The 23,955-nt window shown below is 66.3% G+C and carries 17 protein-coding genes; 5 read left to right on the top strand and 12 right to left on the bottom strand.

What is annotated here, in order from left to right:
* Positions 1 to 82: 82 nt before the first annotated feature.
* From ACIGJD_RS18755 to ACIGJD_RS18735, 5 genes are all read right to left on the bottom strand, one after another.
* Positions 83 to 1,657 carry an APC family permease gene (locus ACIGJD_RS18755; protein WP_483689544.1) on the bottom strand — a complete coding sequence of 525 codons (1,575 nt, stop codon included), beginning with the start codon at positions 1,655 to 1,657 and terminating at the stop codon, positions 83 to 85.
* Positions 1,658 to 1,806: 149 nt separating this feature from the next.
* On the bottom strand, positions 1,807 to 3,447 hold the full coding sequence (locus tag ACIGJD_RS18750; RefSeq protein ID WP_483687495.1) for a GMC family oxidoreductase: 1,641 nt from the start codon (positions 3,445 to 3,447) through the stop codon (positions 1,807 to 1,809).
* Complete coding sequence (locus ACIGJD_RS18745) at positions 3,448 to 4,986, bottom strand: aldehyde dehydrogenase family protein (protein WP_483687494.1); 1,539 nt, start codon at positions 4,984 to 4,986, stop codon at positions 3,448 to 3,450.
* 123 nt (positions 4,987 to 5,109) lie between these two features.
* On the bottom strand, positions 5,110 to 5,724 hold the full coding sequence (locus ACIGJD_RS18740; protein ID WP_483687493.1) for a TetR/AcrR family transcriptional regulator: 615 nt from the start codon (positions 5,722 to 5,724) through the stop codon (positions 5,110 to 5,112).
* Between the two features lie 391 nt (positions 5,725 to 6,115).
* On the bottom strand, positions 6,116 to 7,393 hold the full coding sequence (locus tag ACIGJD_RS18735) for a benzoate/H(+) symporter BenE family transporter (protein ID WP_483687492.1): 1,278 nt from the start codon (positions 7,391 to 7,393) through the stop codon (positions 6,116 to 6,118).
* Between the two features lie 261 nt (positions 7,394 to 7,654).
* On the opposite strand from ACIGJD_RS18735, the gene ACIGJD_RS18730 reads away from it, so the two are divergent.
* On the top strand, positions 7,655 to 9,988 hold the full coding sequence (locus ACIGJD_RS18730) for a coiled-coil domain-containing protein (protein ID WP_483687491.1): 2,334 nt from the start codon (positions 7,655 to 7,657) through the stop codon (positions 9,986 to 9,988).
* Positions 9,989 to 10,090: 102 nt separating this feature from the next.
* Here the strand turns inward: ACIGJD_RS18730 and ACIGJD_RS18725 are convergent, their stop codons facing one another.
* Both ACIGJD_RS18725 and ACIGJD_RS18720 read right to left on the bottom strand, forming a co-directional pair.
* Positions 10,091 to 10,789, bottom strand: coding sequence for a type 1 glutamine amidotransferase domain-containing protein (locus ACIGJD_RS18725; RefSeq protein ID WP_483687490.1), 699 nt, complete (start codon positions 10,787 to 10,789; stop codon positions 10,091 to 10,093).
* A gap of 64 nt (positions 10,790 to 10,853) precedes the next feature.
* On the bottom strand, positions 10,854 to 11,726 hold the full coding sequence (locus tag ACIGJD_RS18720) for an aldo/keto reductase (RefSeq protein WP_483687489.1): 873 nt from the start codon (positions 11,724 to 11,726) through the stop codon (positions 10,854 to 10,856).
* A 140-nt stretch (positions 11,727 to 11,866) separates the two neighbouring features.
* Here ACIGJD_RS18720 and ACIGJD_RS18715 point away from each other — a divergent pair, with 140 nt between their 5' ends.
* Positions 11,867 to 12,856, top strand: coding sequence for an LLM class flavin-dependent oxidoreductase (locus ACIGJD_RS18715; protein ID WP_483687488.1), 990 nt, complete (start codon positions 11,867 to 11,869; stop codon positions 12,854 to 12,856).
* A gap of 1 nt (position 12,857) precedes the next feature.
* Positions 12,858 to 14,393, top strand: coding sequence for an MFS transporter (locus ACIGJD_RS18710; RefSeq protein WP_483687487.1), 1,536 nt, complete (start codon positions 12,858 to 12,860; stop codon positions 14,391 to 14,393).
* On the opposite strand, the gene ACIGJD_RS18705 is transcribed toward ACIGJD_RS18710, so the two are convergent.
* From ACIGJD_RS18705 to ACIGJD_RS18690, 4 genes are all read right to left on the bottom strand, one after another.
* Positions 14,390 to 15,523: an FAD-dependent oxidoreductase gene (locus tag ACIGJD_RS18705; protein ID WP_483687486.1), complete on the bottom strand. Its 1,134-nt coding sequence runs from the start codon at positions 15,521 to 15,523 to the stop codon at positions 14,390 to 14,392. The genes ACIGJD_RS18710 and ACIGJD_RS18705 overlap by 4 nt on opposite strands.
* Before the next feature lie 37 nt (positions 15,524 to 15,560).
* A complete protein-coding gene (locus tag ACIGJD_RS18700; protein ID WP_483687485.1) occupies positions 15,561 to 16,487 on the bottom strand; it encodes an AEC family transporter in 927 nt (308 codons plus the stop codon).
* Positions 16,488 to 16,540: 53 nt separating this feature from the next.
* A complete protein-coding gene (gene panD / locus ACIGJD_RS18695) occupies positions 16,541 to 16,966 on the bottom strand; it encodes an aspartate 1-decarboxylase (protein WP_483687484.1) in 426 nt (141 codons plus the stop codon).
* A gap of 168 nt (positions 16,967 to 17,134) precedes the next feature.
* Positions 17,135 to 18,049, bottom strand: a complete 915-nt coding sequence (locus tag ACIGJD_RS18690; protein WP_142132327.1) for a LysR substrate-binding domain-containing protein — start codon at positions 18,047 to 18,049, stop codon at positions 17,135 to 17,137.
* A 155-nt stretch (positions 18,050 to 18,204) separates the two neighbouring features.
* Here ACIGJD_RS18690 and ACIGJD_RS18685 point away from each other — a divergent pair, with 155 nt between their 5' ends.
* Both ACIGJD_RS18685 and ACIGJD_RS18680 read left to right on the top strand, forming a co-directional pair.
* A complete protein-coding gene (locus tag ACIGJD_RS18685) occupies positions 18,205 to 19,668 on the top strand; it encodes an amino acid permease (protein ID WP_483687483.1) in 1,464 nt (487 codons plus the stop codon).
* A 279-nt stretch (positions 19,669 to 19,947) separates the two neighbouring features.
* Entirely contained in the window at positions 19,948 to 23,454 is a 3,507-nt protein-coding gene (locus ACIGJD_RS18680; RefSeq protein WP_483687482.1) for a bifunctional proline dehydrogenase/L-glutamate gamma-semialdehyde dehydrogenase, read from the top strand.
* Between the two features lie 76 nt (positions 23,455 to 23,530).
* Here ACIGJD_RS18680 and ACIGJD_RS18675 read toward each other — a convergent pair whose 3' ends face one another.
* Positions 23,531 to 23,845: a hypothetical protein gene (locus ACIGJD_RS18675; RefSeq protein WP_236799977.1), complete on the bottom strand. Its 315-nt coding sequence runs from the start codon at positions 23,843 to 23,845 to the stop codon at positions 23,531 to 23,533.
* Positions 23,846 to 23,955 lie beyond the last annotated feature (110 nt).

The raw sequence follows: 23,955 nt of genomic DNA, 5'->3' as shown, positions 1-23,955 counted from the left end.
ATGGGCGCGTGGCGGGGACGCCAAGGGGCCGACGTCGGCACTCGAGTGAGTGCCGGCGTCGGCCCCTATAGGTGAAGCGTTGCTAGCCTTCGGTTGCCAGGACGGCGTTGGCGGGTACTGCCTCCTCCGGTGCGTCATACCGCGGGTCATTGGACGCCGGGTGGGCGGCCACGGCTGCGGCGTGCTCGGCGAGCACCCCGGTCTGGTGGCGGATCTTCAGGCGGTAGAGCAGGGTGCCGCCGACCACCACGGCGGCCACGAACATCACGCCGCCCCACTGCAGGTACCACTCGAACGGCGGCACCGAGTTGTAGATCTCCGGGCGCGGCCACACGAGGTTGATGGTCATGGCGGCGCCCCACAGGACGGCGACGATGTTCACGGGAAGGCCCCACTTGCCCATGGAGAACCCGGGCTCGGAACCGTCCGCGATCAGGGGCCACTTCTTCAGCAGCCGCTTGCGCAGCAGCGGGACCGTGACCAGGAGGTAGGACAGGTAGATCAGCACGATGCTGATGCTGGACAGGATGGTGAAGATGGCCGGCTGCATGACGTTGACCAGCAACGGGATGACGGCCATGACGCCGATGACGATCGCGGCGACCGTGGGGGTCCGGCGGACCGGGTCCACCTTGCTCAGCTGCCGGCTGAAGGGCAGGTTGTTGTCGCGGGCCATGGCGAACATCATGCGGATGGCGGCGGCGTGGACAGCCAGGGTGCAGACCACCACGGCAACCACGATGCAGGCCAGGAAGGCCTTGCCGAACGGGCCGCCCAGGACGGAGAGCACAATGTGCTGCAGGCCGCCGTCGGGGGAGCCGATCTGCGGGTCCGCGAGGTCCGGTGCTGCCAGGATGCCGAAGAGCAGGATTCCCCCGCCCAGAAGGAAGGAAGCCGTGACGGCGCGCAGGATGGCCTTGGGAGCGGTCTTCTTGGGGTCCTTGGTTTCCTCGCCCAGCGAGCTGGCCGTGTCGAAGCCGTACATGACGTAGCCGGAGGCCATGGCGCCGATCAGGAAGACGCCGAAGAAGCCAAGGTCTTGGCCTTCACCGAAACCGTTGGTCTGGAAGAAGACCTCCGGTCCGCGGACCACGTGCCAGCCGAGCGCGAGGATCAGCAGGACGGCGGCGATGAGCTCCACGAACACGCCGATGCTGTTGATCCGGGTCATCAGCTTCACGCCGAACGCGTTGATGAGGGTGGAGATGGTGATCATGATGGTGGCCAGGACCACGCCGTTCATGGCGAAGTCGTACGGCCCGGTGCCGTCACCGACGAACTGGAAGCCGGACCACAGCTGCGGCAGGGTGATCTGCAGGGCCAGGGCCACGGAGCCCAACGCCATGATGGAGGACAGCAGCAGCAGCCAGCCGGCGAGCCAGGACGAGGTTCCGGACGCGAGCCGCTTGGCCCAGTTGTAGACGGAACCGGCCACCGGGTAACGGCCTGCCAGTTCGGCGAAACACAGGGCCACCATCAGCTGGCCAACGAACACGATGGGCCAGGACCAGGCGTACGCCGGGCCGGCCATGGAAAAACCGAAGTAGAACAGTTGGAAAACACCGGTGAGGATGGAGATGTAGCTGACACCCGCGGCGAAGCTGGCAAACTTGCCGATGCTCCGATCCAGCGTCTGGGTGTAGCCGAATTCGTCCATGCCGCTTGAATCAATACTCTTGCTGGGTTCCAATATGGACTCCTAGTTCAGAAAAGCACGATGGGAACGGCCGCCCTGGGGTGCGGCGAGATAAACGTTCTGCGGGGGCCGGCGCTGTTGGGAACGCGGCCCCCGGGATGACCCGCCGCTTAGGCGAGGGACGTGCTGAGCTCCTTCTCTTCCAGGGCGTCGGTGCCGGCGTAGTCCGCCTTAATCAAATCAGCGCAGCGCTCGCCGATCATCATGACGGTGATGTTGGGATTGACGGTGACGTGTTCAGGCATGACGGACGCATCGGCGACCCGGAGGCCGGTGACACCCTTGACCCGCAGCTCGGCGTCCAAAGGTGACATCCCGTCGTCGTCCGCTCCCATGCGGACCGTGCCCACCGGGTGGTAGACGGTGTTGTGGGTCTTGCGGATGTAGTCCTGCAGTTCCTCATCCGACTGCGCCTCGACGCCGGGCGACAGCTCCCGGCCGGTCCACTCCGCCATGGCGGGCTGGGCGGCGATCTCGCGGGCCTTGCGGATACCGGCCACCATGACGCGCATGTCATGGCCGTCCGGGTCCGTGAAGTAGCGCGGATCCACCATCGGCTTGTCGCGGAAGTCGCGGCTGCGCAGGCGCACGGTGCCGCGGGAGCGGGCGTGCGTGACGTTGGGGGTGAGGCTGAAGCCGTTTTCCGTGGTGGGGTAGCCGTGCCGCAGGGTGTTCATGTCGAACGGGACGGAGCCGTAGTGCATCATCAGGTCGGGCCGGTCCAGGCCGTCCTCGGTGGGCGTAAAGATGCCGATCTCCCACCACTGGGTGGAGGTCTGCACCATGGGCTGCTTGGCCTCGAACTGCACCACGCCCTCCGGGTGGTCCTGCAGGTTCTCACCGACGCCGGGGGAGTCCACCAGCACCTCGATGCCGTGCCGGGCCAGGTGCTCTGCCGGGCCGATGCCGGAGAGCATCAGCAGCTTGGGGGAGTCGATGGCGCCGGTGGACACGACGACTTCGCGGTGGGCGGTGAGCCGGTGGGTGCGGCCGAACGCGCCGTCCACCACGTCCACACCGGTGCAGCGCTTGTCCGCGTCAAACACCAGCTGGCGGGCGCGCAGCCCGGTCAGCAGGGTGAAGTTGGGGCGGTCCACGATGGGGTGGATGTAGGAGACCGAGCTGGAGGAGCGGGTGCCGTCCGCGCGGCGGTTGATCTGGAAGAAGTTGGCGCCGTTGACCACGGTGGTGCCGGTGTTGAACTTCGCCCGCGGGATGCCCGCCTGCTCGCAGGCGTCCAGAAGCGCGACGCCGGCAGGATCCGCCGGGGGCACGTTCATCAGGTGCACGGGGCCGGAGTCCCCGTGGTGGGGTGCGTCCGGGCCGGCGTCCTCATTGGTTTCCAGCCGCTTGTACAGCGGCCAGGCGTTGGCGGCGTTCCAGCCGGTGGCGCCGTACTTGGATTCCCATTCGTCCAGGTCCTCGCGCGGGGCCCAGAAGGCGATGCAGGAGTTGTGGCTGGAGCAGCCGCCCATCACCTTGGCACGGGCGTGGCGCATGAAGGAGTTGCCGTTCTCCTGCGGCTCGATGGGGTAATCCCAGTCGTAGCCCGATTCCAGCAGTTCCATCCAGCGGTCCAGCTGCAGGATCTCGGGGATGTTCCGGTCGTCCGGGCCCGCCTCGACGAGGGCCACGGTCACCTCCGGATCCTCGCTGAGCCGTGCTGCCACGGCGGCCCCGGCGGACCCGCCGCCGATCACGACGTAGTCGAACCCGCGGTCGCTCACGTCCTCGATGTTGTCGTAGTGCATCTAGTTCTCCTTGCTGTGGTCAGCGAACCAGCCGGTGACCTGTGGGCTGGTGTTCTGGTAGATGTGCTTGGCTTCCTGGTATTCGGCCAGGCCCGTGGGGCCCAGCTCGCGGCCGACGCCGGACTGGCCGAAGCCGCCCCACTCGGCCTGGGGGAGGTAGGGGTGGTAGTCGTTGATCCAGATGGTGCCGTGCCGGAGCCGGGACGCCACCCGCTGCGCCTTGCCGGCGTCCTGGGTCCAGACGGCGCCGGCCAGGCCGTAGATGGTGTCGTTGGCAGTGGCCACTGCCTCGTCCTCGGTGCGGAAGGTTTCCACCGTGACCACCGGGCCGAACGCCTCGTCGGTGACCACGGACATCCCGCGTTGCACCTGGTCCAGGATGGTCGGCTGGTAGTAGAAGCCGGCGTCGTACTTTTCCCCTTCCGGTGCCGCGCCGCCGGTCCGGAGCCGCGCGCCCTCCGCGATCCCGCGCTGGACGTAGGCGTCCACCTTGTCCCGGTGGGCGGCGGAGATCAGCGGGCCGGTCTCGGCGTCCTCGTCGAAGGGGCCGCCGATCCGGATGTCCTTGGCGCGGCGGACCAGTTCATCCACGAAGCGTTCGGCGATGGATTCCTCCACCACCAGCCGGGCGCCGGCGGAGCAGACCTGCCCGGAGTGGACGAATGCGCCGTTGAGGGCATTGTCGACGGCGGCGTCGAAGTCGGCGTCCGCGAAGATAACGTTCGGGTTCTTCCCGCCAAGCTCCAGCGCCACCTTCTTGACGGTCCCGGCAGCGGCCGCGGCGATGCGCTTGCCGGTTTCCAGGCCGCCGGTGAAGGAGATGAGGTCGACGGCGGGGTGTTCCGAAAGCGGTGCGCCCGCCTCCGGGCCGGTGCCGGTGACGAGGTTGGCGACGCCGGCCGGCAGGCCGAGGTCCTGCAGCAGCTGCATGGCCAGGATGCTGGTGGACGGGGTGAGCTCGGAGGGCTTGAGGACGAAGGTGCAGCCGGCAGCGAGGGCCGGGGCGATCTTCCACGCGGTCTGGAGGAGGGGGTAGTTCCATGGGGTGATGAGGCCGCACACGCCCACGGGTTCGTAGACGATCCGGCTCACGACGGCGGGATCGCCGGCGTCCACCACGCGGCCGGCCTGCTGCCCGGCGAGCCTGCCGAAGTACTCGAAGCAGGCGGCGATGTCGTCCATGTCGATGCGGCTTTCCACCATCCGCTTGCCGGTATCCAGCGATTCGGCACGGGCGAACTCTTCCCGGCGCTCGCGGAGCCCGGCGGCAACCTTCAGGAGGAAGGTGCCGCGCTCCGGTGCCGGGACGTCGGACCAGACGCCGGAGTCGAAGGCGGTGCGGGCCGCGGCGATGGCGCGCTCGGCGTCATCGCGGCCGGCTTCGGAGACGATGGCGGCCAGTTCGCCATCGGCCGGATTGCGGATTTCGCGCACGGCGCCGGAGGACGCCGGCTCCCACTTGCCGTTGATGAACAGGGTGGACGCTGTATCGGTTTCGACGGCAAGGACGGGGTCCTGCGTTGATGTGGCGTAAGTCATACCGAGGACAGTAATGCACGTTGAACAAGTGTTCAATAGATTTCTTGAACACTTGTTCAACGACGTTGATGGAGCTACGGTTGCCTTGCGGTAAAGGCCTCCACCCTGGTCCGGCCCGGCGTTTTAGCCGCTTTCGCCCCGGCCGGGCTCGTTGATTGGCGCGAAGGCGATCTCTTCCGTCCGAGTGATGCTTCGTTGAATGGAGGCTTTGTCCACCCCGAGCAGCGCCGTCAGCCACATGCCGTTCTGGATAACGACGATGTCCGAAGCCCTCTCCCTGCACTCGTTCCATGGCAGCTCCGGCTTGGCACTGGACACCAGCGCCGCGAGCCCGTCGATGTACCGGTCAAAGGCAGCGGCGTTGATCTGCGCGTAATCCTCGTCCGCCTGGGCCAGGGCCCAAAGGTGAAGGCGCAGGGAAAGGTAGCGGGTGGTGAGCAGGTCGGCGGCTGCCACTCGATGGAGCGCCCTCCGAAGTTGCTCATCGGGGGACACCGACGGGTCCGGCGCGACGAGCAGGAGATCGTGCTCATCCACCCTGCCCAGGGCTGCCCGGATCAGGGTGGTTTTGTCGTCGTAGTAGTAATTGACCAGTCCCAGTGCCACGCCCGCCTCGCGCGCCACGGATCGCATGCTCACTCCCGCGATGCCGTGACGGGACAGCAGTTCCATCGCTGCGTCAAGGATGCGCGATTGCCTGTCAGTCTGTTCGCCGGAGTTCACGGCACTGGTCCCCATCTGGCCAGACTATTGCCTATCACTGCACCTGCCTAACCGCGCACCAGCGCGTACTTTCAAGGAACGGCCGGCCTGCTGATTGTGTTTGAAGCCTTCGCCTCCCGGGCAAGGTACTGGTACACCCGGGATTTATCAGTACAGCTTGGAGAAAGATGGAAAGCGCAAGCCTCGTTGCCCTCTTGTTTGCGGGCGCCATCCGCGCCGGCGGCAGCGCACTGCCGCACGCCCCACAGGTCGTCGCGAAGCCCGGGTGGAAGCGGCTGGCGTGGCTGGCGTTTCGGAGCAGGACAGCAACTTTCCTGCACAGGCTGGCCTGGGCGGTTGAACCGGACCCGAGGTGACGCAGAAATAATCCTGCCAGGCGCTGTGGCACCCGCACGCCCGGTCCGCCTCAAACGCGGGCGTGGTCCGCGCGCTCCAGCAGGCGGGACACCCCGTAGCCGATCACCAGCCCCCAGAAGGCTGCATGAATGTTGAAGAGGTTCATGCCTGAAATGGTCACCACGAACGTCACCAGTGAACCGAGCGTGAAGCTGCTGGCGAAGGCCGTGACAAAGGCCTGCTGGAGGGCCCGCAGCATCGCGATCCCGCCCAGTGCCAGGACGAATTCCTTGGGCGCGGCCAGCATCAGCCGGGTCAGGGTGGGGGCAAACGCTGCGAACACCAGGGCCAGCAGGCCATACGCCACGGCCGCCGTGTATTGGCGCTCCCTCTTCCCGGACGTGGTCAACAGGGCGTTGGTGGGGCCCGTAACGCAGGCCGAAACGGCACCGAAGCCGGCGTTCAGCACTGAGAACGCACCGGAGGCCATGGCGAAAGCATTCACCGGCGGCTGATGGCCGGCGGCGCGGAGGACGGCGATGCCCTGGCCGTTTTGAACGAACAGCACGGTGACGGCCAGCGGAACCACCAGTTCAAGCTGGGCGGCCCACGTGAATTCAGGGGCGGTGAAAACCGGGGTGGCCAGAAGCGGCCCGCCGGGCAGCAGGCTGAACTGGCCGCTGGCCGCCACCGCGATGCAGCCCGCCACCAGGGTGCCCAGGACCGGCGGCAGGAACCTGCCAAACCGTGGAACAGCGGTAAGGACCAGGAACGCGGCCACCATCGGAGCTGCCACCGCCGGGTTGTCCTGGGTCGAGGCGACGATGTCTGTACCGAACTTCAGGAACACCGCGGCAACCATCGCCATCACGAGCGGCATGGGCACCAGCGCCATGGCTTTGCGCACAACGCCGGTGGCGCCCAGGGCGAGGATCAGCACCCCGGACGTAAAAAACGCCCCAACTACTTCGGGGAAGGACAGGTGCTGGAGGGAAGGTCCCAGGAGTACCGTGCCCGGAATGGACCAGGCAAAGCCTAGCGGCTGGCGGTAGATGAGCGACATCAGCAGCGTGGCGGCCCCGCCGGAAAAGAGAATGCCAAAAACCCAGGACGACAGCTGGCTTTGGGTCAGGCCGCCCGCCGTTCCGACGGCCAGGGTGACGGCGATGGGCCCGGAGGCCGCGAAAATAAGCCCGATGGCGCCGTTGGAGACATAAGACAGGCCCAGGTCGCGGAGGATCCGGCGGGGACCCGCGGGCCGGACGCCGGGACGTTCCAGCAGGCGTTCCGGAGCTGCAGCCACGGCAGATTCAGCAAAGGCAGATGGATCCTGGTGGGGGTGCGTCATAGGGGCTCCTGGCAGTGGCTGCATCAGTATAGGCGTTCGGGGTGCCTGAATGGACCCGGCCCGCGCTTCCGGCCTGGTACGTCATCGGACTGGGCTACGGCAAGGGGGCAGCGCGCCCTGTCACACATCCAGCAGAAAGCGAGTACTTGGGGAAAAAAGACAAGTGGTAATTACGCGTGTTCTACCCCTGCACCGGAATCTACGGTGGGCCTGTGAGGCGGCCAGAGAGGTCCGCCGCAATGGTCTTTATCAGGAGCTCGCATGCGCACTTCCCCTTCCAAGTCCCCCCTGTCCCGGCGAATTGCCGCCGCCGTGGTCCTGCCCGGTATGCTCACCACCAGCCTGGTACTGGTCCAGCCCGCCATGGCAGCCACCGGCACGGCCCCCGGAATCTGTAACGGCGTGGTCAACCAACTGGCGCACCGCGGCGCCGTCCAGGAGAACCTCCTGAAGGCCGCCGCCAAGAAGAACGCCGACGCCATTGCTGCCCGGCAGGCGGAGAAGGCTGCCCTTCAGGCCCAGGCAGATGCACTGGCGGCACAGAAGGCGGACGCGGAGAAGGCGCTGGCTGACCTTGCAGCCCAGGAGACGCAGCTGGACAGCCAGGAAGCAGCAGCGCAGGCGGAGGTGGACAAGCTAACTGCCCAGCAGGCGAGCCTGGCCTCCCAGGTGACGGCAGCGGAAGCCGCCCTCGCCGACCTACAGAACCAGCAGGCAAGCGTGGCGGGCCAGCTGGCGCCGCTGCAGGATGAACTCGCCGCGGCCCAGGCCGCCTCCGCCGCCTTGAAGGACCAGGCGGACAAGCTCGGCGCAGAACTGGTGGCCAACAGCACGGCGGTTGCGGCTGCCCAAACGGAGCTTTCCCGGCTGCAGCAGGCCGCGGACCAGGCCGCTTCAGACGTCACTGCCAAGGAAACCCAGATCCAGCAGGCCCAGGAACAACTGGCGGCCCTGACCGCTCAAGCGCAGCAGGCCGCAGACGCCGTGAAGGCTGCACAGACGGAAGTCACTGACGCCGAAAATCAGCTGAAGGTACTTGAAGCTGCCGGAACCACCGCGGTCGCGGACCTTCAGGCGCAGCAGGACAAGGTGGATGCGGCCAAAGCCGCACTGGCCACACTGCAGGAGACCGCTGCCGCCGCGGACGCCGCTGTCAGCAGTAAGAAGGATCAGATCGCCACGGCCCAGACGGAGCTTACGGCCCTGCAGTCCGCGGCCTCCACTGCCAAGGCGGCACTCGATGCCAAGAACGCAGATATCACCGCAGCCCAGTCGGACCTGGCCACGCTTCAGGCCAATGCGGAGGCAGCCGCCAAGGCAGTCAGCGACAACAACGCCAAGATCGCCGCCGTGAACGCTGACATCACCAGCCTCCAGAGCCAGATCTCAAACGTGAACAGCCAGATCGTCACGAAACAAGCGGCGCTGGCCCAGGCCCAGAGCGACCTTGCAGCACTGCAGGCGCAGAAAGACGCGTTGACTGCGCAGATCGCTGACCTGGACAGCCAGATTGCTGCCATCAATGGAAATTCCAGTAAGAAACGGACGCTTCAGGCCCAGCGCGACGCCCTCCAGGTTCAGTTGAATGGCGTGAACGCCCAGATTGCCGACAAGAACGCGACGATTTCCGGACTCCAGGGTGACCTGGCCACCCTCCAGAAGCAGGTCACCGACTTGAACAGCCAGCTTGTGGCCAAGCAGCAGGAAAGCAGCACCCTGCAGCAGCAGGCAGCCCCGCTGCAGGCAGCGTTGGACGCCGCCAACGCAGCGGTTACTGCAAAGCAGGACGACATCGCCACCCTCAAGGCGCAGGTGCCAGCGCTGCAGGACGCCGTCAACCAGGCCAACGCGGCTGTTGCCGACAAGCAGGCCGAGCTCACCACCCTGCAGGGGCAGCTCCCGGCACTGGAACAGGCAGCGAAAGACGCTGCAGCCGCGGTGACGGCACAGCAGCAGGTGGTGGCGGACCTCGAAGCCGCCCTGCCCACCCTCGAGGGCAATGTGGAGCAGGCCCAGCAGGCCATCACGGATCAGCAGGCCGTCCTCGACGCGAAAAATGCAGCATTGACGGACGCGCAGGCAGCACTGACTGCAGCGAATGCCGCCGTACAGGACAAGCAGTCGGAAATCTCTACGCTCCAGGGCCAGCTCCCGGGACTGCAGGCCACCCTTGATGCCGCCAACACTGCCGTTGCACAAAAGACTGCAGAAATCGACTCGCTCAACCAGATCGGCGACAGCCTGGTAGCCCAGATCTCAAAGCTCAATACCCAGATTGCCGCCGCCGAAGCCAACGTCCTGGACCTGCAGACGCGGGTGGCGCCGTTGTTGGACCAGCTCAACAGCCTTACCGGAGACATAAATGCTGCGGAAGCCAACCTGGCATCCCTGCAGGGCCAGCTGACCACGGTGGACAACCAGCTCACCGCCGCGCAGGACACTCTTCGGGCCATCCAGGGCCAGAAGAAGCAGAACAAGGACGCCACTGAGGCCCAGAAGTTGCTGGTGGCCGGCCTGCAAACGCAGCTGGCGGACATCCAGAAGCAGATCGCCGCCATCGATCCCAGCATCGCGAACGGGGGCTGCGCCGCCTGATCAACCAGGCATGAAGACCGGCGTCCAATGGCGTGCGCCGCAAGGAGGGGACCAGTTCTTTGCGAACTGGTCCCCTCTGTTACTGCCTGAAAGACGTGCCGGCTAGCTCAGCGCGGCCAGCACTTCCTTGGCCACGTCCTCGCTGGACTGCGGGTTCTGGCCCGTGATGAGGTTGCCGTCCCGGACCACATTGGAGGACCAGGCCGCGCCGTTTTCGACGACGGCGCCCTTCTCCTTCAGCGCGTCCTCCACCAGCCAAGGGGTGTTCTCGCCGGTGCCGCCGCCAAGTTCCTCCTCGTTGGTGAATACCGTGAGGCGACGTCCCTTGAAGGCGAACCCGCCGTCGTCGTCCGTTGCGCTCAGCAGCCCGGCGGGACCGTGGCAGAACGGCGCAATGATCTTGCCGTCCTTATTGGCTGCCACCAGCAGCCGGCCCAGGTCGGCATCCTTGTACAGGTCGGCCATGGGTCCGTGGCCACCCGGCATCACCACGGCGTCGTAGGAGGCGATGTCGACGTCGGCCAGGACCAGCGGGTGCGCCAGCTCGCCGTCGATCTTGGCGATGTAGTCCTTGAACCCCTGCGCCCGCTCGTCCCCGCCTGCCGACTCGGCCGCCAGGCTCACCTGGTCCACGGTGGGCTTCCTGCCGCCCGGGGTGGCGATGTGTACGGTGTTGCCGGCTTCCGTCAGGGTCTGGTGGGACACCACCAGTTCCTCTGCCCAGTAGCCGGTGGGGTGTTCGCTGCCGTCCTTCATGGTGAGGGAATCTGCGGCCGATACGACCATCAAAATGTTTGCCATGGTGTTTCTCCTGTCCTTGCTGACGTGAGTGTCTTTGCTGACGTGAGTGGCTGGAAGCCGCTTGCTACTTGCCGGCTGCTTCCAGCTCAGCGTACGTGTCGTCGTCGAGCGTGATGCCGGCGGCGGCCATGTTTTCCTCGAGGTGCTGCACGGAACCGGTTCCGGGGATGGGCATCATTACGGGGGAGCGGCGCAGCAGCCAGGCCAGTGCCACCTGGGAGGTGGTGGCACCCAGGCGCTTGGCAGCCTCATCGAGCGGGCCGCCCGGCTGCGCGAGTTCGCCTGCGGAGATCGGCGCCCACGGGATGAAGCCGATGCCGTTTTCCTCGGAATAGCGCAGCACGTCCTCCGAGCTGCGGTCCGTCAGGTTGTAGCGGTTCTGGACGGTGGACACCGTGAAATGCCTGCCCGCCGCTTCCAGCTCCTCAACGCTCACCTGGGACAGGCCCAGGGCGCGGACCTTGCCTTCGTCCTGGAGTTCGCGCAGCACGCCGAACTGCTCCTCGGCGTCCACCTTGGGATCGATCCGGTGCAGCTGCAGCAGGTCCAGGGTGTCCACCTTCAGCTTGCGCAGGCTCAGTTCGGTCTGCTGGCGCAGGTACTCGGGGCGGCCAACGGGAATCCACTTGTTGGGCCCGGTGCGGGTGAAACCCACCTTGGTGGCGATCTTCAGCCCCTCCTTGTAGGGGTGCAGGGCCTCGGCGATGATTTCCTCGCTGATGTTGGGGCCATAGGAGTCGGCGGTGTCGATGAAGTCCACGCCGAGTTCGACGGCGCGGCGCACCACATCGATTGCGGACTTGCGGTCCTTGGGCTCACCCCAGACACCGTCACCCACGATGCGCATGGCACCAAAACCGAGCCGGTGCACGGTTCCCAGGTCCTTGAGGTCGATCGTTGCGGACAGTTCCAGCTGGTTCCTTGAATCATGGCTCATAGGGGCGGCAACATCATAAGGGTGCTGAGTATTCCGCACATCACAGAAATAAGCCGGGCTTCGCCGTCGTTATGCCTCAAGTGCCCGCCGCAACCCGGCCGGCGATTCTTACGAAACGTTCCTGAAAGGCCGCAACTGACGTGACTCTTCCCCTTTCCATCCTTGACCTGGCAACCATCGGCAAAGGCCAGACGGCGGCGGAGAGCTTCGCGGGCAGCGTGGCCATGGCGCAGAGCGCCGAAAAGCTGGGCTACCGGCGCGTTTGGTACGCCGAGCACCACAACATGTCCTCCATCGCCTCCTCCGCCACTAGCGTGCTGATCGCGCACGTGGCCGCGCACACCGAGAGCATCAGGCTGGGTGCCGGCGGCGTCATGCTGCCCAACCATTCCCCACTGACCATCGCCGAACAGTTTGGCACGCTGGAAACCCTGCACCCGGGCCGGATCGACCTGGGCCTGGGCCGTGCCCCGGGCAGTGACCAGAACACCATGCGGGCGCTGCGCCGCGACCCGATGTCCGCGGACAGCTTCCCGCAGGACGTCCTGGAGCTGCAGGGCTACCTGACCGGCCCCACCCGCATCCAGGGCGTCGAGGCCACCCCGGGCAAGGGGACCAATGTTCCGCTTTACATCCTCGGCTCGTCCCTGTTCGGCGCACGCCTGGCCGCGCAACTGGGCCTGCCCTACGCTTTCGCCTCGCACTTTGCCCCGGCCGCCCTGCAGGACGCGGTGGCCATTTACCGCCGCGAGTTCAAGCCGTCAGCCCAGCTGGACGCCCCGCACGTGATCGCCGGCGTCAACGTCATCGCCGCCGACTCCGCCTCCGAAGCACAGGCCATGTTCCAGGCCACCAAGCGCGCCCGCGTCTCCCTGTTCTTCGGCGGCGGCCGTGAGTTCACGGACGACGAAGCGGACATGATCCTGGACTCGCCGCAGGGACGCCACATGGCGCAAATGATGACGTACTCCGCGGTGGGGACACCCGACGTCGTGATCGATTACCTGGACAGCTTCGGCAAGCACGCCGACGCCGACGAACTCATCGTGGCGCACCAGAGCCCCGGCACCCAGGACCGCCTGCGGTCCGTCGAACTGCTGGCGCAGGCTGCCGGGCTGGTGGCGGTCTGACATGGTGAAACCGGCGAACGTCAATGACGGCGTAGGCTTCCGGTCCGAACGCGGACCCATCCTCATTGCCCTGATGCTGTCCACGGGACTCGTGGCCATCGACTCCACCATCGTGGCCACGGCGGTGCCGTCGATCGTCCGGGACATCGGCGGGTTCTCGTCCTTCCCCTGGCTCTTCTCCGCCTACCTGCTGGCGCAGGCGGTGTCCGTGCCGATCTACGGCAAGCTGTCCGACATGGCAGGCCGCAAGCCGATCATCCTCACCGGCATCGGCCTGTTCCTGCTGGGTTCCATACTGTGTGGTGTCGCCTGGAGCATGCCCTCCCTGATTGCCTTCCGGGCACTCCAGGGGCTGGGCGCCGGTGCGGTGTTGCCGGTCTCCGTCACCATCGCCGGCGACATCTACACCCTGCAGGAGCGCGCCAAGGTCCAGGGCTACCTGGCCAGCGTCTGGGCCATCTCCTCCGTTGTCGGTCCCAGCCTGGGCGGCGTCTTCTCCGCACTGGGCATCTGGCGCGGCATCTTCCTGGTCAACGTGCCGCTCTGCCTGCTGGCCGGATGGATGCTGGTCCGCACCCTCCACGAGAACGTGGAACGGAAGAAGCACAAGGTGGACTACGCCGGCGCCGTGCTGCTGGCCGGCTCACTTGGACTGCTCATCCTCGGCGCCCTCCAGGGCGGCCAGGCATGGGCGTGGAATTCGCCCATCGGCATCGGTGTGTTCGTGGTGGGTGCAGTCCTGCTGGCCGCATTCCTCCTGGTGGAACGCAGAGCCGCGGAGCCCATCCTCCCGGCCTGGGTGGTGTCCCGCCGCCTGCTGGCCACCACCGCGCTGGCGTCCTTCGGCGTGGGCACCGTAATGATCGGCTTGACGTCCTACGTGCCCACCTTCCTCGAGGGCGCGCTGTCCTCCTCGCCGCTGGTGGCCGGCCTGGCGCTCGCCGCCCTGACCCTCGGGTGGCCGCTCAGTGCGTCGCAGGCCGGCAAGTTCTATCTGCGCATTGGGTTCAAGCCCACGGCGCTGATCGGCATTGCCATCTCCGTAGTGGGGCTGCTGATCCTGTCACTCACGGCTTCCTCGCCCAACGTGGCGCTGATCGCAGTCAGCTGCTTCATCGTCGGGCTCGGCCTGGGCCTGCTGGCCACCCCCACCTTGATCGCCGCCCAGTCCAGCGTGCCCTGGCACGAACGCGGCGTGGTGACCAGCACCAACATGTTTGCCCGGTCCATCGGCAGTGCCCTGGGCGTGGCCGTGTTTGGTGCCGTGGCCAACTCCATCTACGGCGGGAGCACGGGTGGCGACGCCGATCCCTCCACTGTTATTTCGGCGTCGGGGGCAGTCTTCCTCGCCGCGCTGGTAGCCGGGCTGCTGACGGTTGTTGCCGTGCTGACCATGCCTGCCGTCAAGGCTGACACGGTGGAGCAGGCCGGCGACGGGGCAGCGGCAGCCGGGGAGTCGGCAGCCGCGGAGTCCTCTGAGCGGGCTGTTCCCAGCGGCGAAGCCGTTCCCACCCGGTCAGAAGGCCTCAGCAGCTAGCGGGATGCGCGAAAAATCGACGGTGCGGGGCGGGTCCCGGTGGCAAGGTCCGCCAGGATCCGCCCGATCACCGGCGTGAACTTGAAGCCGTGGCCGGAGAAGCCCGCGCCGATCACTACCGGCCCGATCCGGTCCAGGATGAAGTCTTCATCCGGCGTGGTGGTGTAGGTGCAGCTGATGGCCTCGAACGAATCGGCGTCCACGCCGGGCAGCCACTGCCGGGCGTAGTCCTGCAGTGCGGCCAGCTGCGTGGGTTCGGGCAGGAAGTCGCGGCGGTCCGGGTCCACTTCCGGGCCAACCCCGTGCCAGCCTGCTTTGATGCCTTCGCCGGGAGTCTGCATGCCGTAGATGGGGGAGTACCAGCCCTGGTAGTCCGGGCCGGGGTAGTGGTTGAAGCCGGGCCACACCGCGCCGGTGTCCGCCACCCGGAAATGCGCGGGCTGCTCCTGCGTCACTCGAAGGCGGGGAATCCGGATCCGGTCACCGTCGTTGCCTGTCATCTTCGCCAACAGCTTCTCAGTCCAGCCGCCGGCCGTCACCACCGCCTGTGCTGCGGTGACCACCTCCGTTCCCGCAGCCGATTCGAGTGCCAGCCGCACGCCGTCGTCGAACACTTCGAAGCCCGCCACTTTGGTGTGGTGCCTGATCTCGGCGCCCCGGGCGGACGCCAGCCGCTGTAAGGCAGGCAGCGCCGCCTCCGGGTTGAGCTGGCCGCCGTCGGGCATGTGCAGGACCTGCTGGTCGAAGCGGATGCCGCGCCACCGTTCGCCGGCTTCGGCGGGGTGCAGGAGCCCGGCGCTGATCCCGGCAGCCGTGAGGGCTGACGCAATTTTCCGGGCGTCAAAGCCCGGGCCGTGGGTGACGACGCCGGTGCGCGCCAGCAGCTGCTCGCCACTTTCCTGCTCCAGTTCGTCCCACAGCGCCAACCCCTCGGCCAGCATGGCCACGTAGTCCGGCTGGTGGTAGCCCGGGTTCAGGTTGCGGGTGGCGCCGTGTGACGCGCCGATCTTGTGCCCGGGCCCGGACTGCTCCACCAGCGTCACCTGCCGGCCGCGACGCGACAACGCCCACGCAGCCGCGGAACCCATGGCGCCGCCGCCGATCACCACGGTGTCCAGCACAGTATTCATCAGCCCTCCAAGCTGCGGTTCTTCACCAAGTAAAGCCTCACGCCAGGAGAAGCGCGACGCCGATCATTGCCGGTACGGCCACTACGGTGGTGATCAGTACGGTGTCCTTGGCCACGGTGAGGCCGGTCTGGTACCGGCTGGCCGCAACGAAGACATTTTGCGCCGTGGGCAGGGCCGAGGTGACCACCACGGCGAACAGGGCATGCCCGTCCATCCCCAGCGCGAAACGGGCGAAGAGGTAGGCAAGCGCCGGCTGGACGCCAAGCTTGAAGCCGCTCGCCAGCAGGGTGTCCAACCGGCGGCCGGCGGACGACTGCAGCGGCCGCGTGCCGTTCAGGCTCATACCGAAGGCGATGAGCATGGCAGGAATTGCCGCGCCGCCAATCAGGTGGATGGGCTCCATCACCAGCTCCGGGACGTGGAAACCTGTGCCGGCCACCAGCAGCCCCAGCCCGGAACCCACAATCATGGGGTTGCGCAGGATCATCAGGAAAAAGCCCAGCACGGTGGTGCGGTGCGTGCTGGTGCTCGAGTCACGGATCATCAGGAACATCGGTGTGAAGAACGCCAGCTGGAAGATCAGCAGCGGGGCCACGTAGCTGGCATCACCCAGGACATATACCGCAATGGGAATGCCAAGGTTCGCCGAGTTGGCCAGGGAGGCGGACATCGCCGACATCAGCGATTCCGGGAGTGCCCGCTTCAGCCAAAACCTGGTGATGGTGAAGAAGATGGCCGCCGTAACGATTGCTGCGACCGCAGTGACCAGCAGCGGTTCGGCGAAGACTTCCTGCAGCCGGGCCTTACTGAGGGTTTCGAAGAGCAGTGCCGGGCTGGCGACGAAGAAGGTCAGGCCGCTGAGGACGGGCCGGGCGTTGTCGCCGAGGATCCTTTGCCGGCCCACGAACCACCCCACCAGGATGATGCACCAGACCACGAAGAATCCGGCCAGCACCCCTAGCAAAGGATGCCTCGCGGGGCATGGAAGAAGGGTCTACCGGAGTTCACGCTCCGGGATCAGACGGTGGCGTTGTTCAGCGCGAACGGCGGGCGCACTACGCCAGGGGTAAGACCCTCGGCGGGATCGTTGCCCAGTTGGATCACGCGGTTGTTCTCGTCCACATGGACCACGCGGGGTTCGAAGGACTTGGCCTCTTCGGTGGTCATCTGGGCGTAGGTAATCAGGATGATGATGTCGTTCTCGTGCATCAGGTGCGCCGCTGCACCGTTGATGCCAATCACGCCGGAGCCGCGTTCGCCGGCGATGGTGTAGGTTTCAAGCCGCGCGCCATTGGTGACGTCCACGATGGACACCAGCTCGCCGGGAAGGATGTCGGCGGCCTCGAGCAGGTTGAGGTCAACGGTGACCGAGCCGACGTAGTGCAGGTCGGCGTGCGTGACGGTGGCCCGGTGGATTTTGGACTTGAACATTGTTCGATTCATAACGGCTCCAGTCTAGACCTGCGGTTCCTCACCTGCAGTGACGTACGAAACACAGGCCCCAGATGACGCGGCTGCGTCTTGAGCCAGGCCGTCAATGCGCAGGGGACGCACCTGCGGAACCACGAGCTCCCTGGGTGCGCAGCCAAGGAGGCGTACGACGGCGGCCGGTCACCCGGCGTCGTCCGTTGCCACCGCGGCGGCAGCGGCAGCAAGGGTTTCCCGGGCGGCGAGGATCGCTGGACGCTGTGCGCTGGAGCGGCGGACCGAGGTGAAGATGGTGCGGTGCGGCTTGCCGGGAAGCTCCAGCAGTTGGGCGGTGGTGCCGCGGCCGGTCCACACCAGGTCCGGCATCAGGGCCACGGCATTGCCGGACTCGATCAGCCGCGCCTGGGCCTGCAGGTCGGCGGTCTCAAAGCGGACGTCGGGCTCGAACCCCTCGCTGCGGCAGGCTTGCTCCGCCCAGTGCCGTGATGCCGCACCCCGCGGCTCCATCACCCAGGACAGCTCCGCCGTGTCTGCCAAAGAACGGATGGCCGGCCTGCCGGCGGACGCGGGGGGAACGGCCAGCCGGATGGCATCGGTGGTGAGCTTCACCTTGTCCAGCTCCGGGTACCGCGGAGCCGCATGGCCGGGGTACTGCTCCGCGATGACCAGGTCGAAGTCGCGGGCCCATGTCTCATGCAGCGCTGTTTCAGGTTCGCGCTGGATCATTTCGATCCGCACCTCGGGATACTTGGCGGCCATCCGCGTCAGGGTGTCCGGCATCAGGGCGAGCGCCGCGGACTGGAAAACGGCGATCCGCACCGTTCCCGTGACCGTGGTCAGCGAGGCTGCCAGATCCGCCTCCGCCTGTTCCATGGTTTCCAGCAGCTGGGCGGTGTGGGCCACCAGCACTTCCGCCTGCGGGGTCAGCTGCACCCGGCGCCCCGTTTTGCGGAGCAGCTCCACGCCCACTTCCTTCTCCAGCAGGGCCAGCTGCTGCGAGACCGACGACGGGCTGTACTGCAGCGCCTCCGCCACCTCAGCCAGCGTCCCCCGGATGCTTAATTCACGGAGCAGCCGGAGCCTGCGGACGTCGAGCATGGCATATTCCTAACTGAAACTAACGAATATAGGTTAGAAGTAGTCACTTTATCTAACGCAAACCCGAACGCATACTGTTGAAATCGAGTTACCCCCGTCACAGCCAGGTCCCTTGGCGTGCCGCGGCGGGGTCGCCCCCCAAGCAGGAGTTCCTGATGAGCACCAAAGATTTGAGCCAATCGATCATGCGGCGCAAGCCCATCGATGACATCGAAGAAGAGAGCAAGCACAGCGGACTGTTCAAGTCCCTGGGACTGTGGCAGCTCACCGCCATTGGCGTTGGCGGCATTATCGGCGTCGGCATCTTCTCCCTCGCGGGACTGGTGGCCGCCGGCAGCGAAGGCAACCCGGGAGTGGGGCCCGCGGTGCTGATTTCCTTCCTCATCGCGGGCCTGGCCTCTGCGGCCGCGGCCCTGTCCTACGCGGAATTCGCAGGCATGATTCCCCGCGCCGGTTCCGCCTACACCTACGGCTACGTGGCGCTCGGCGAGGTGATCGGCTGGTTCATCGGCTGGGACCTGCTGCTGGAATACATCGCCATCGTGGCCGTGGTGGCCATCGGCATCTCCGGCTACCTTGACGCCTTCCTGTCCGGCATCGGCATCCACATGCCTGCCTGGATGACGTCCACGGTGGACGAAGGCAAGGGCGGCATCATCAACATCCCCGCCATCCTGGTCTGCCTCCTGGTCACGTGGATCCTGTCCCGCGGCACCAAGGCGTTCGGCCGGTTCGAACTCGTCGCCGTGGCCATCAAGATCGTCCTGATCCTCTTTATCATCGGCCTCGGTGTGTTCTACATCGACACCAACAACTACAACCCGTTCATGCCCAGCGGCTTCGGCCCGGTTGTTGCAGGTTCCGCCACCGTCTTCTTCGCCGTGTTCGGATACGACGCCATGAGCACCGCGGCCGAGGAAGCCAAGGACGGCAAGAAGCACATGCCCAAGGCCATCGTGCTCTCGCTCATCATCGCCATGCTGCTCTATGTTGCCGCCACCCTGGTCCTCACGGGCATGCAGAACTACAAGGACATCGACCCCAAGGCCGGCTTCGCTTCCGCCTTCACCTCGGTAGGACTGCCGGTCATCGCCACCATCATCTCGGTTTTCGCCGTGCTGTCTATCCTCACCGTGATGCTCACCTTCCTGCTCGGCGTGACCCGCGTGTGGTTCTCCATGAGCCGTGACGGCCTGCTCCCCGGCTGGTTCTCCAAGACCGACCGGCACGGCACCCCGCAGCGCGTCACCTGGATCGGCGGCATCGCCTCGGCGTTCCTGGCCGGCGTCTTCCCCATCAAGGCGGTCGCGGACCTGACCAACATCGGCATCCTGGCCGCGTTCGTCGTCGTCTGCCTGTCCGTGATCATCTTCCGCTACAAGCGGCCGGACGCTCCCCGTACGTTCCGCCTGCCCCTCATGCCCGTCATCCCTGCGTTCGGCGTCCTGGCCTCGGCCTTCCTGATGCTGCAGCTGCACTGGGAAACCTGGCTGCGGTTCGTGGTGTGGCTGATCATCGGCCTGGTCATCTACTTCGGCTACGGCCGCAAGCACTCGCTGATGAATCCCAACAGCCCCCGCCACCAGGAACTCGCGGACCTCCACCGCCCGCTCGCCTAACCCCAACCCCGACGTCCAACTACCGGCAGGCATCCCGCCCAAAACCCGCGTTGCTCTATCACTTTTGGTCCCTAAACAGCCGTATTAGGGACCAAAAGTGATAGAGCAACCGGGGAGGGTGGGAGGCCTGCCGCCGGCATTTAAGGACCCTTGGGGCGGCCGAACTATTCATCGGTTTTCCTAACCTGTATTGGTTGGAAAAGATCGCTTTATCTTATGTGACTCGACACTCATACTGGTGGAAAGACCCCTCCCACAGCAAGAAAGATCGGGAAAACAATGACCCACGTTGCAATGGAACCGGCAGTCACCAAAGCGGCCACCCCGCAGACGGTCGACGTCGACGTCCCCCGGGCAAAGGCCCTCGCCGATGAGGCAGTGGCCCTGGTCCGCCACTGGCTCACCGAGGCCGCCAAGGTGCCGGTGGACCCGTCGGCCCAGCAGCTTGCCGGCGTCCTCAAGGACCCCAACGGCCTGGCCTTCACCGTCGGCTTCGTGGACGGTGTGGTCCGTCCCGAGGACCTGAACGTTGCCGCCCGCAACCTTGCCGCACTCGCTCCCAAGGTTCCGGCCTTCCTGCCCTGGTACATGCGCAGCGCCGTGGCACTCGGCGGCACCATGGCCCCCGTCATGCCGCAAGTGGTCATCCCCATCGCCCGCAAGGTACTGCGCGAAATGGTGGGCCACCTGATCGTGGACGCCACCGACGCCAAGCTGGGCCCGGCCATCGCCAAGATCAAGAAGGACGGCATCAAGCTCAACGTCAACCTGCTCGGCGAGGCAGTCCTCGGCGAGCACGAGGCCTCCCGCCGCCTCGAGGGCACGCACACCCTGCTGGCGCGTCCCGACGTCGACTACGTTTCCATCAAGGTCTCCTCCACGGTGGCACCGCACTCCGCCTGGGCCTTCGACGAGGCTGTGGAACACGTCGTCGAAAAGCTCACCCCGCTCTTCCAGCGCGCCAACTCCTTCGCCGCAGGCGGCCGCAAGGCCAAGTTCATCAACCTTGACATGGAGGAGTACAAGGACCTGGACATGACTATTGCGGTCTTCACCCGGATCCTGGACAAGCCCGAGTTCAAGAACCTGGAAGCCGGCATTGTGCTGCAGGCCTACCTCCCGGACGCGCTGTCCGCCATGATGCGCCTGCAGGACTGGGCCGCGGAGCGCCGTGCCAACGGCGGCGCCGGCATCAAGGTCCGCGTGGTGAAGGGCGCCAACCTGCCCATGGAACAGGTGGAAGCCTCGCTGCACGACTGGCCGCTGGCCACCTGGGGTTCAAAGCAGGACTCGGACACCAGCTACAAGAGCGTCATCAACTACGCGCTGCACCCCGAGCGGATCAGGAACATCCGCATCGGCGTGGCCGGCCACAACCTGTTCGACATTGCCTTCGCGTGGCTCCTGGCCAAGCAGCGCGGCGTCGAGTCCGGCATCGAATTCGAGATGCTGCTGGGCATGGCGCAAGGCCAGGCCGAGGCCGTCAAGAAAGACGTCGGCTCCCTGCTGCTCTACACGCCCGTGGTGCACCCGTCCGAGTTCGACGTCGCCATCGCCTATTTGATCCGCCGCCTGGAAGAAGGCGCCAGCCAGGAAAACTTCATGTCTGCGGTATTCGAGCTCAGCGAAAACGAAGGGCTGTTCGAGCGCGAGAAGCAGCGTTTCCTCTCCTCGCTGGAGGCGCTGGACAACACCGTCCCCCTGCCCAACCGCCGGCAGGACCGGACCCTTCCGCCGGAGGCCATGCCGCACACCGGGTTCCGGAACACCCCGGACACCGATCCCGCGCTTCCGGCCAACCGCTCCTGGGGCCGCGCCATCCTGGAGCGGGTCCCGTCCTCCACCCTGGGCGACGCCTCGGTGAAGGCTGCCTTCATCAACGATGAGGAAACGCTCAACAGCGCCATCGATAACGCGCTGGAGAAGGGCAAGGCCTGGGGCCGGCTGTCCGGCAACGAGCGTGCGGAGATCCTGCACCGAGCGGGCGAGATTCTGGAGTCCCGCCGTGCGGACCTGCTTGAGGTCATGGCGAGCGAGACCGGCAAGACCATCGACCAGGGCGATCCCGAGGTCAGCGAGGCAGTGGACTTTGCCCACTACTACGCCGAGTCCGCCCGCAAGCTGGACACGGTCGACGGCGCGACGTTCGTCCCAGCCAAGCTCACCGTTGTGACCCCGCCATGGAACTTCCCGGTCGCCATCCCCGCTGGGTCCACCCTTGCGGCACTCGCCGCCGGCTCCGCCGTCGTGATTAAACCTGCCAAACAGGCCGCCCGCAGCGGCGCCGTCATGGTGGAAGCGCTGTGGGAGGCCGGCGTGCCCAAGGGCGCGCTGACCATGGTGCAGCTGGGGGAGCGGGAGCTCGGCACCCAGCTCATCAGCCACCCCGCCGTGGACCGCGTGATCCTCACCGGCGGCTACGAAACCGCCGAACTGTTCCGCTCCTTCCGCAAGGACCTGCCGCTGCTGGCCGAAACCAGCGGCAAGAACGCCATAATCGTCACTCCGAGCGCTGACCTGGACCTCGCTGCAAAGGATGTGGCCTACTCTGCATTCGGCCACGCCGGGCAGAAGTGCTCCGCCGCCTCGCTGGTGATCCTGGTGGGCTCGGTGGCCAAGTCCAAGCGGTTCCACAACCAGCTGATCGACGCCGTCACCTCCCTCAAGGTTGGCTACCCGCAGGACCCCACCAGCCAGATGGGCCCGATCATCGAGCCCGCCAACGGCAAGCTGCTCAACGCCCTCACCACCCTGGGCGACGGCGAAAACTGGGCCGTGGAACCGAAGAAGCTGGACGGCACCGGCCGGCTCTGGAGCCCGGGCGTGCGCTACGGCGTCAAGCGCGGTTCCTACTTCCACCTCACCGAGTTCTTCGGCCCCGTCCTGGGTGTAATGACCGCCGAGACGCTGGAAGAGGCCATCGCCATCCAGAACCAGATCGAGTACGGCCTCACGGCGGGCCTGCACTCGCTCGACACTGAAGAACTCGGCATCTGGCTGGACACCATCCAGGCCGGCAATCTCTACGTGAACCGGGGCATCACCGGCGCCATTGTCCAGCGCCAGCCCTTCGGTGGCTGGAAGAAGTCTGCCGTTGGCGCCGGCACCAAGGCGGGCGGCCCCAACTACCTGGCGGGGCTGGGGGATTGGGCGCCGGCCGAGAGTACGGCTACTGCCTCTGTCACCCACGCGGGGGTGCGGCGCATCCTGGATGCAACCGGTTCAGCCCTGCAGGCCGCCGAGCTCGAGTCCGTGCAGCGTGCCCTGGCGTCCGACGCCGAGGCCTGGGCTGAGGAGTTCGGCACCGCCAAGGACGTCTCCGGGCTGAGCGCCGAGCGCAACGTCTTCCGCTACCGCAGCCTGCCGGTCACCATCCGCCTCTCCGAAGGCGTGCCGCTGGCACACCTCGTCCGGACTGTGGCAGCCGGGGTGCTGGCGGGTTCGGCACTCACGGTGTCCACCGCCGTCGAACTTCCCGCCCAGCTGCGCTCCGTGCTCACCGCGCAGGACATCGACGTGACGGTGGAGTCCGACGCCGACTGGCTGGCTTCGGCGGGGCACCTCGCCGCGGCGGGCAGGCTGTCCGGGGCGCGCATCCGCCTGATCGGAGGCGACGCTTCCGCACTGGCCGAAGCGACCGGCGGACGCCCGGACCTGGCCATCTACGCCCACGCCGTTACTGAGGCCGGCCGGGTGGAGCTGCTGCCGTTCCTGCACGAGCAGGCCGTCAGCATCACCGCCCACCGCTTCGGTACCCCAAACCACCTGTCGGACACGCTGATCTAGGGCAGGCAGGCGGTAAAAAGGTCCGGTGGTTGGGCTTGTTTACACAAGCCCAACCACCGGACCTTTTCTATGTCCTTTAGCCCAGGTACCAGCCGGGTGGTGCCCAGGTGGCCGGGACGCTGTGCGCGGAGAAATCCTCGCAGCGGGTGCAGGTGTAGGCTACCTCGCCAAGGGTGGCCACGCTTCCGTCACGCCGGTACGTGGGCGGAATGTACGACTCAAGGTAGACGAATTCGTCAGTACGGCATTTGTCGCAGGTTGGTTTTCCCACGTAACCGGAGTCAAGGGAGGCGTGTCCGGTTCCGAGGGTGTTCTGGCGCGTGGACGGCCGCGGTGCAGAGTACGGGCGTGCGTGGGCAGAACCGAGATGGATGTTCCTGGCTGTCGTCATTGGCTGCCTGTCCCAAGCGGCGTTTCCGGCATGCCGGGACGCGCTTGATTTAGTGAACTGGCCTGCTGCTTGACCTTGAAAAATCAGCATAGGCTATGCCAGTTCCCCTA

Source organism: Arthrobacter sp. E1SS-5 (assembly GCF_057073715.1).
This window is presented reverse-complemented; position numbering and strand designations above follow the sequence as displayed.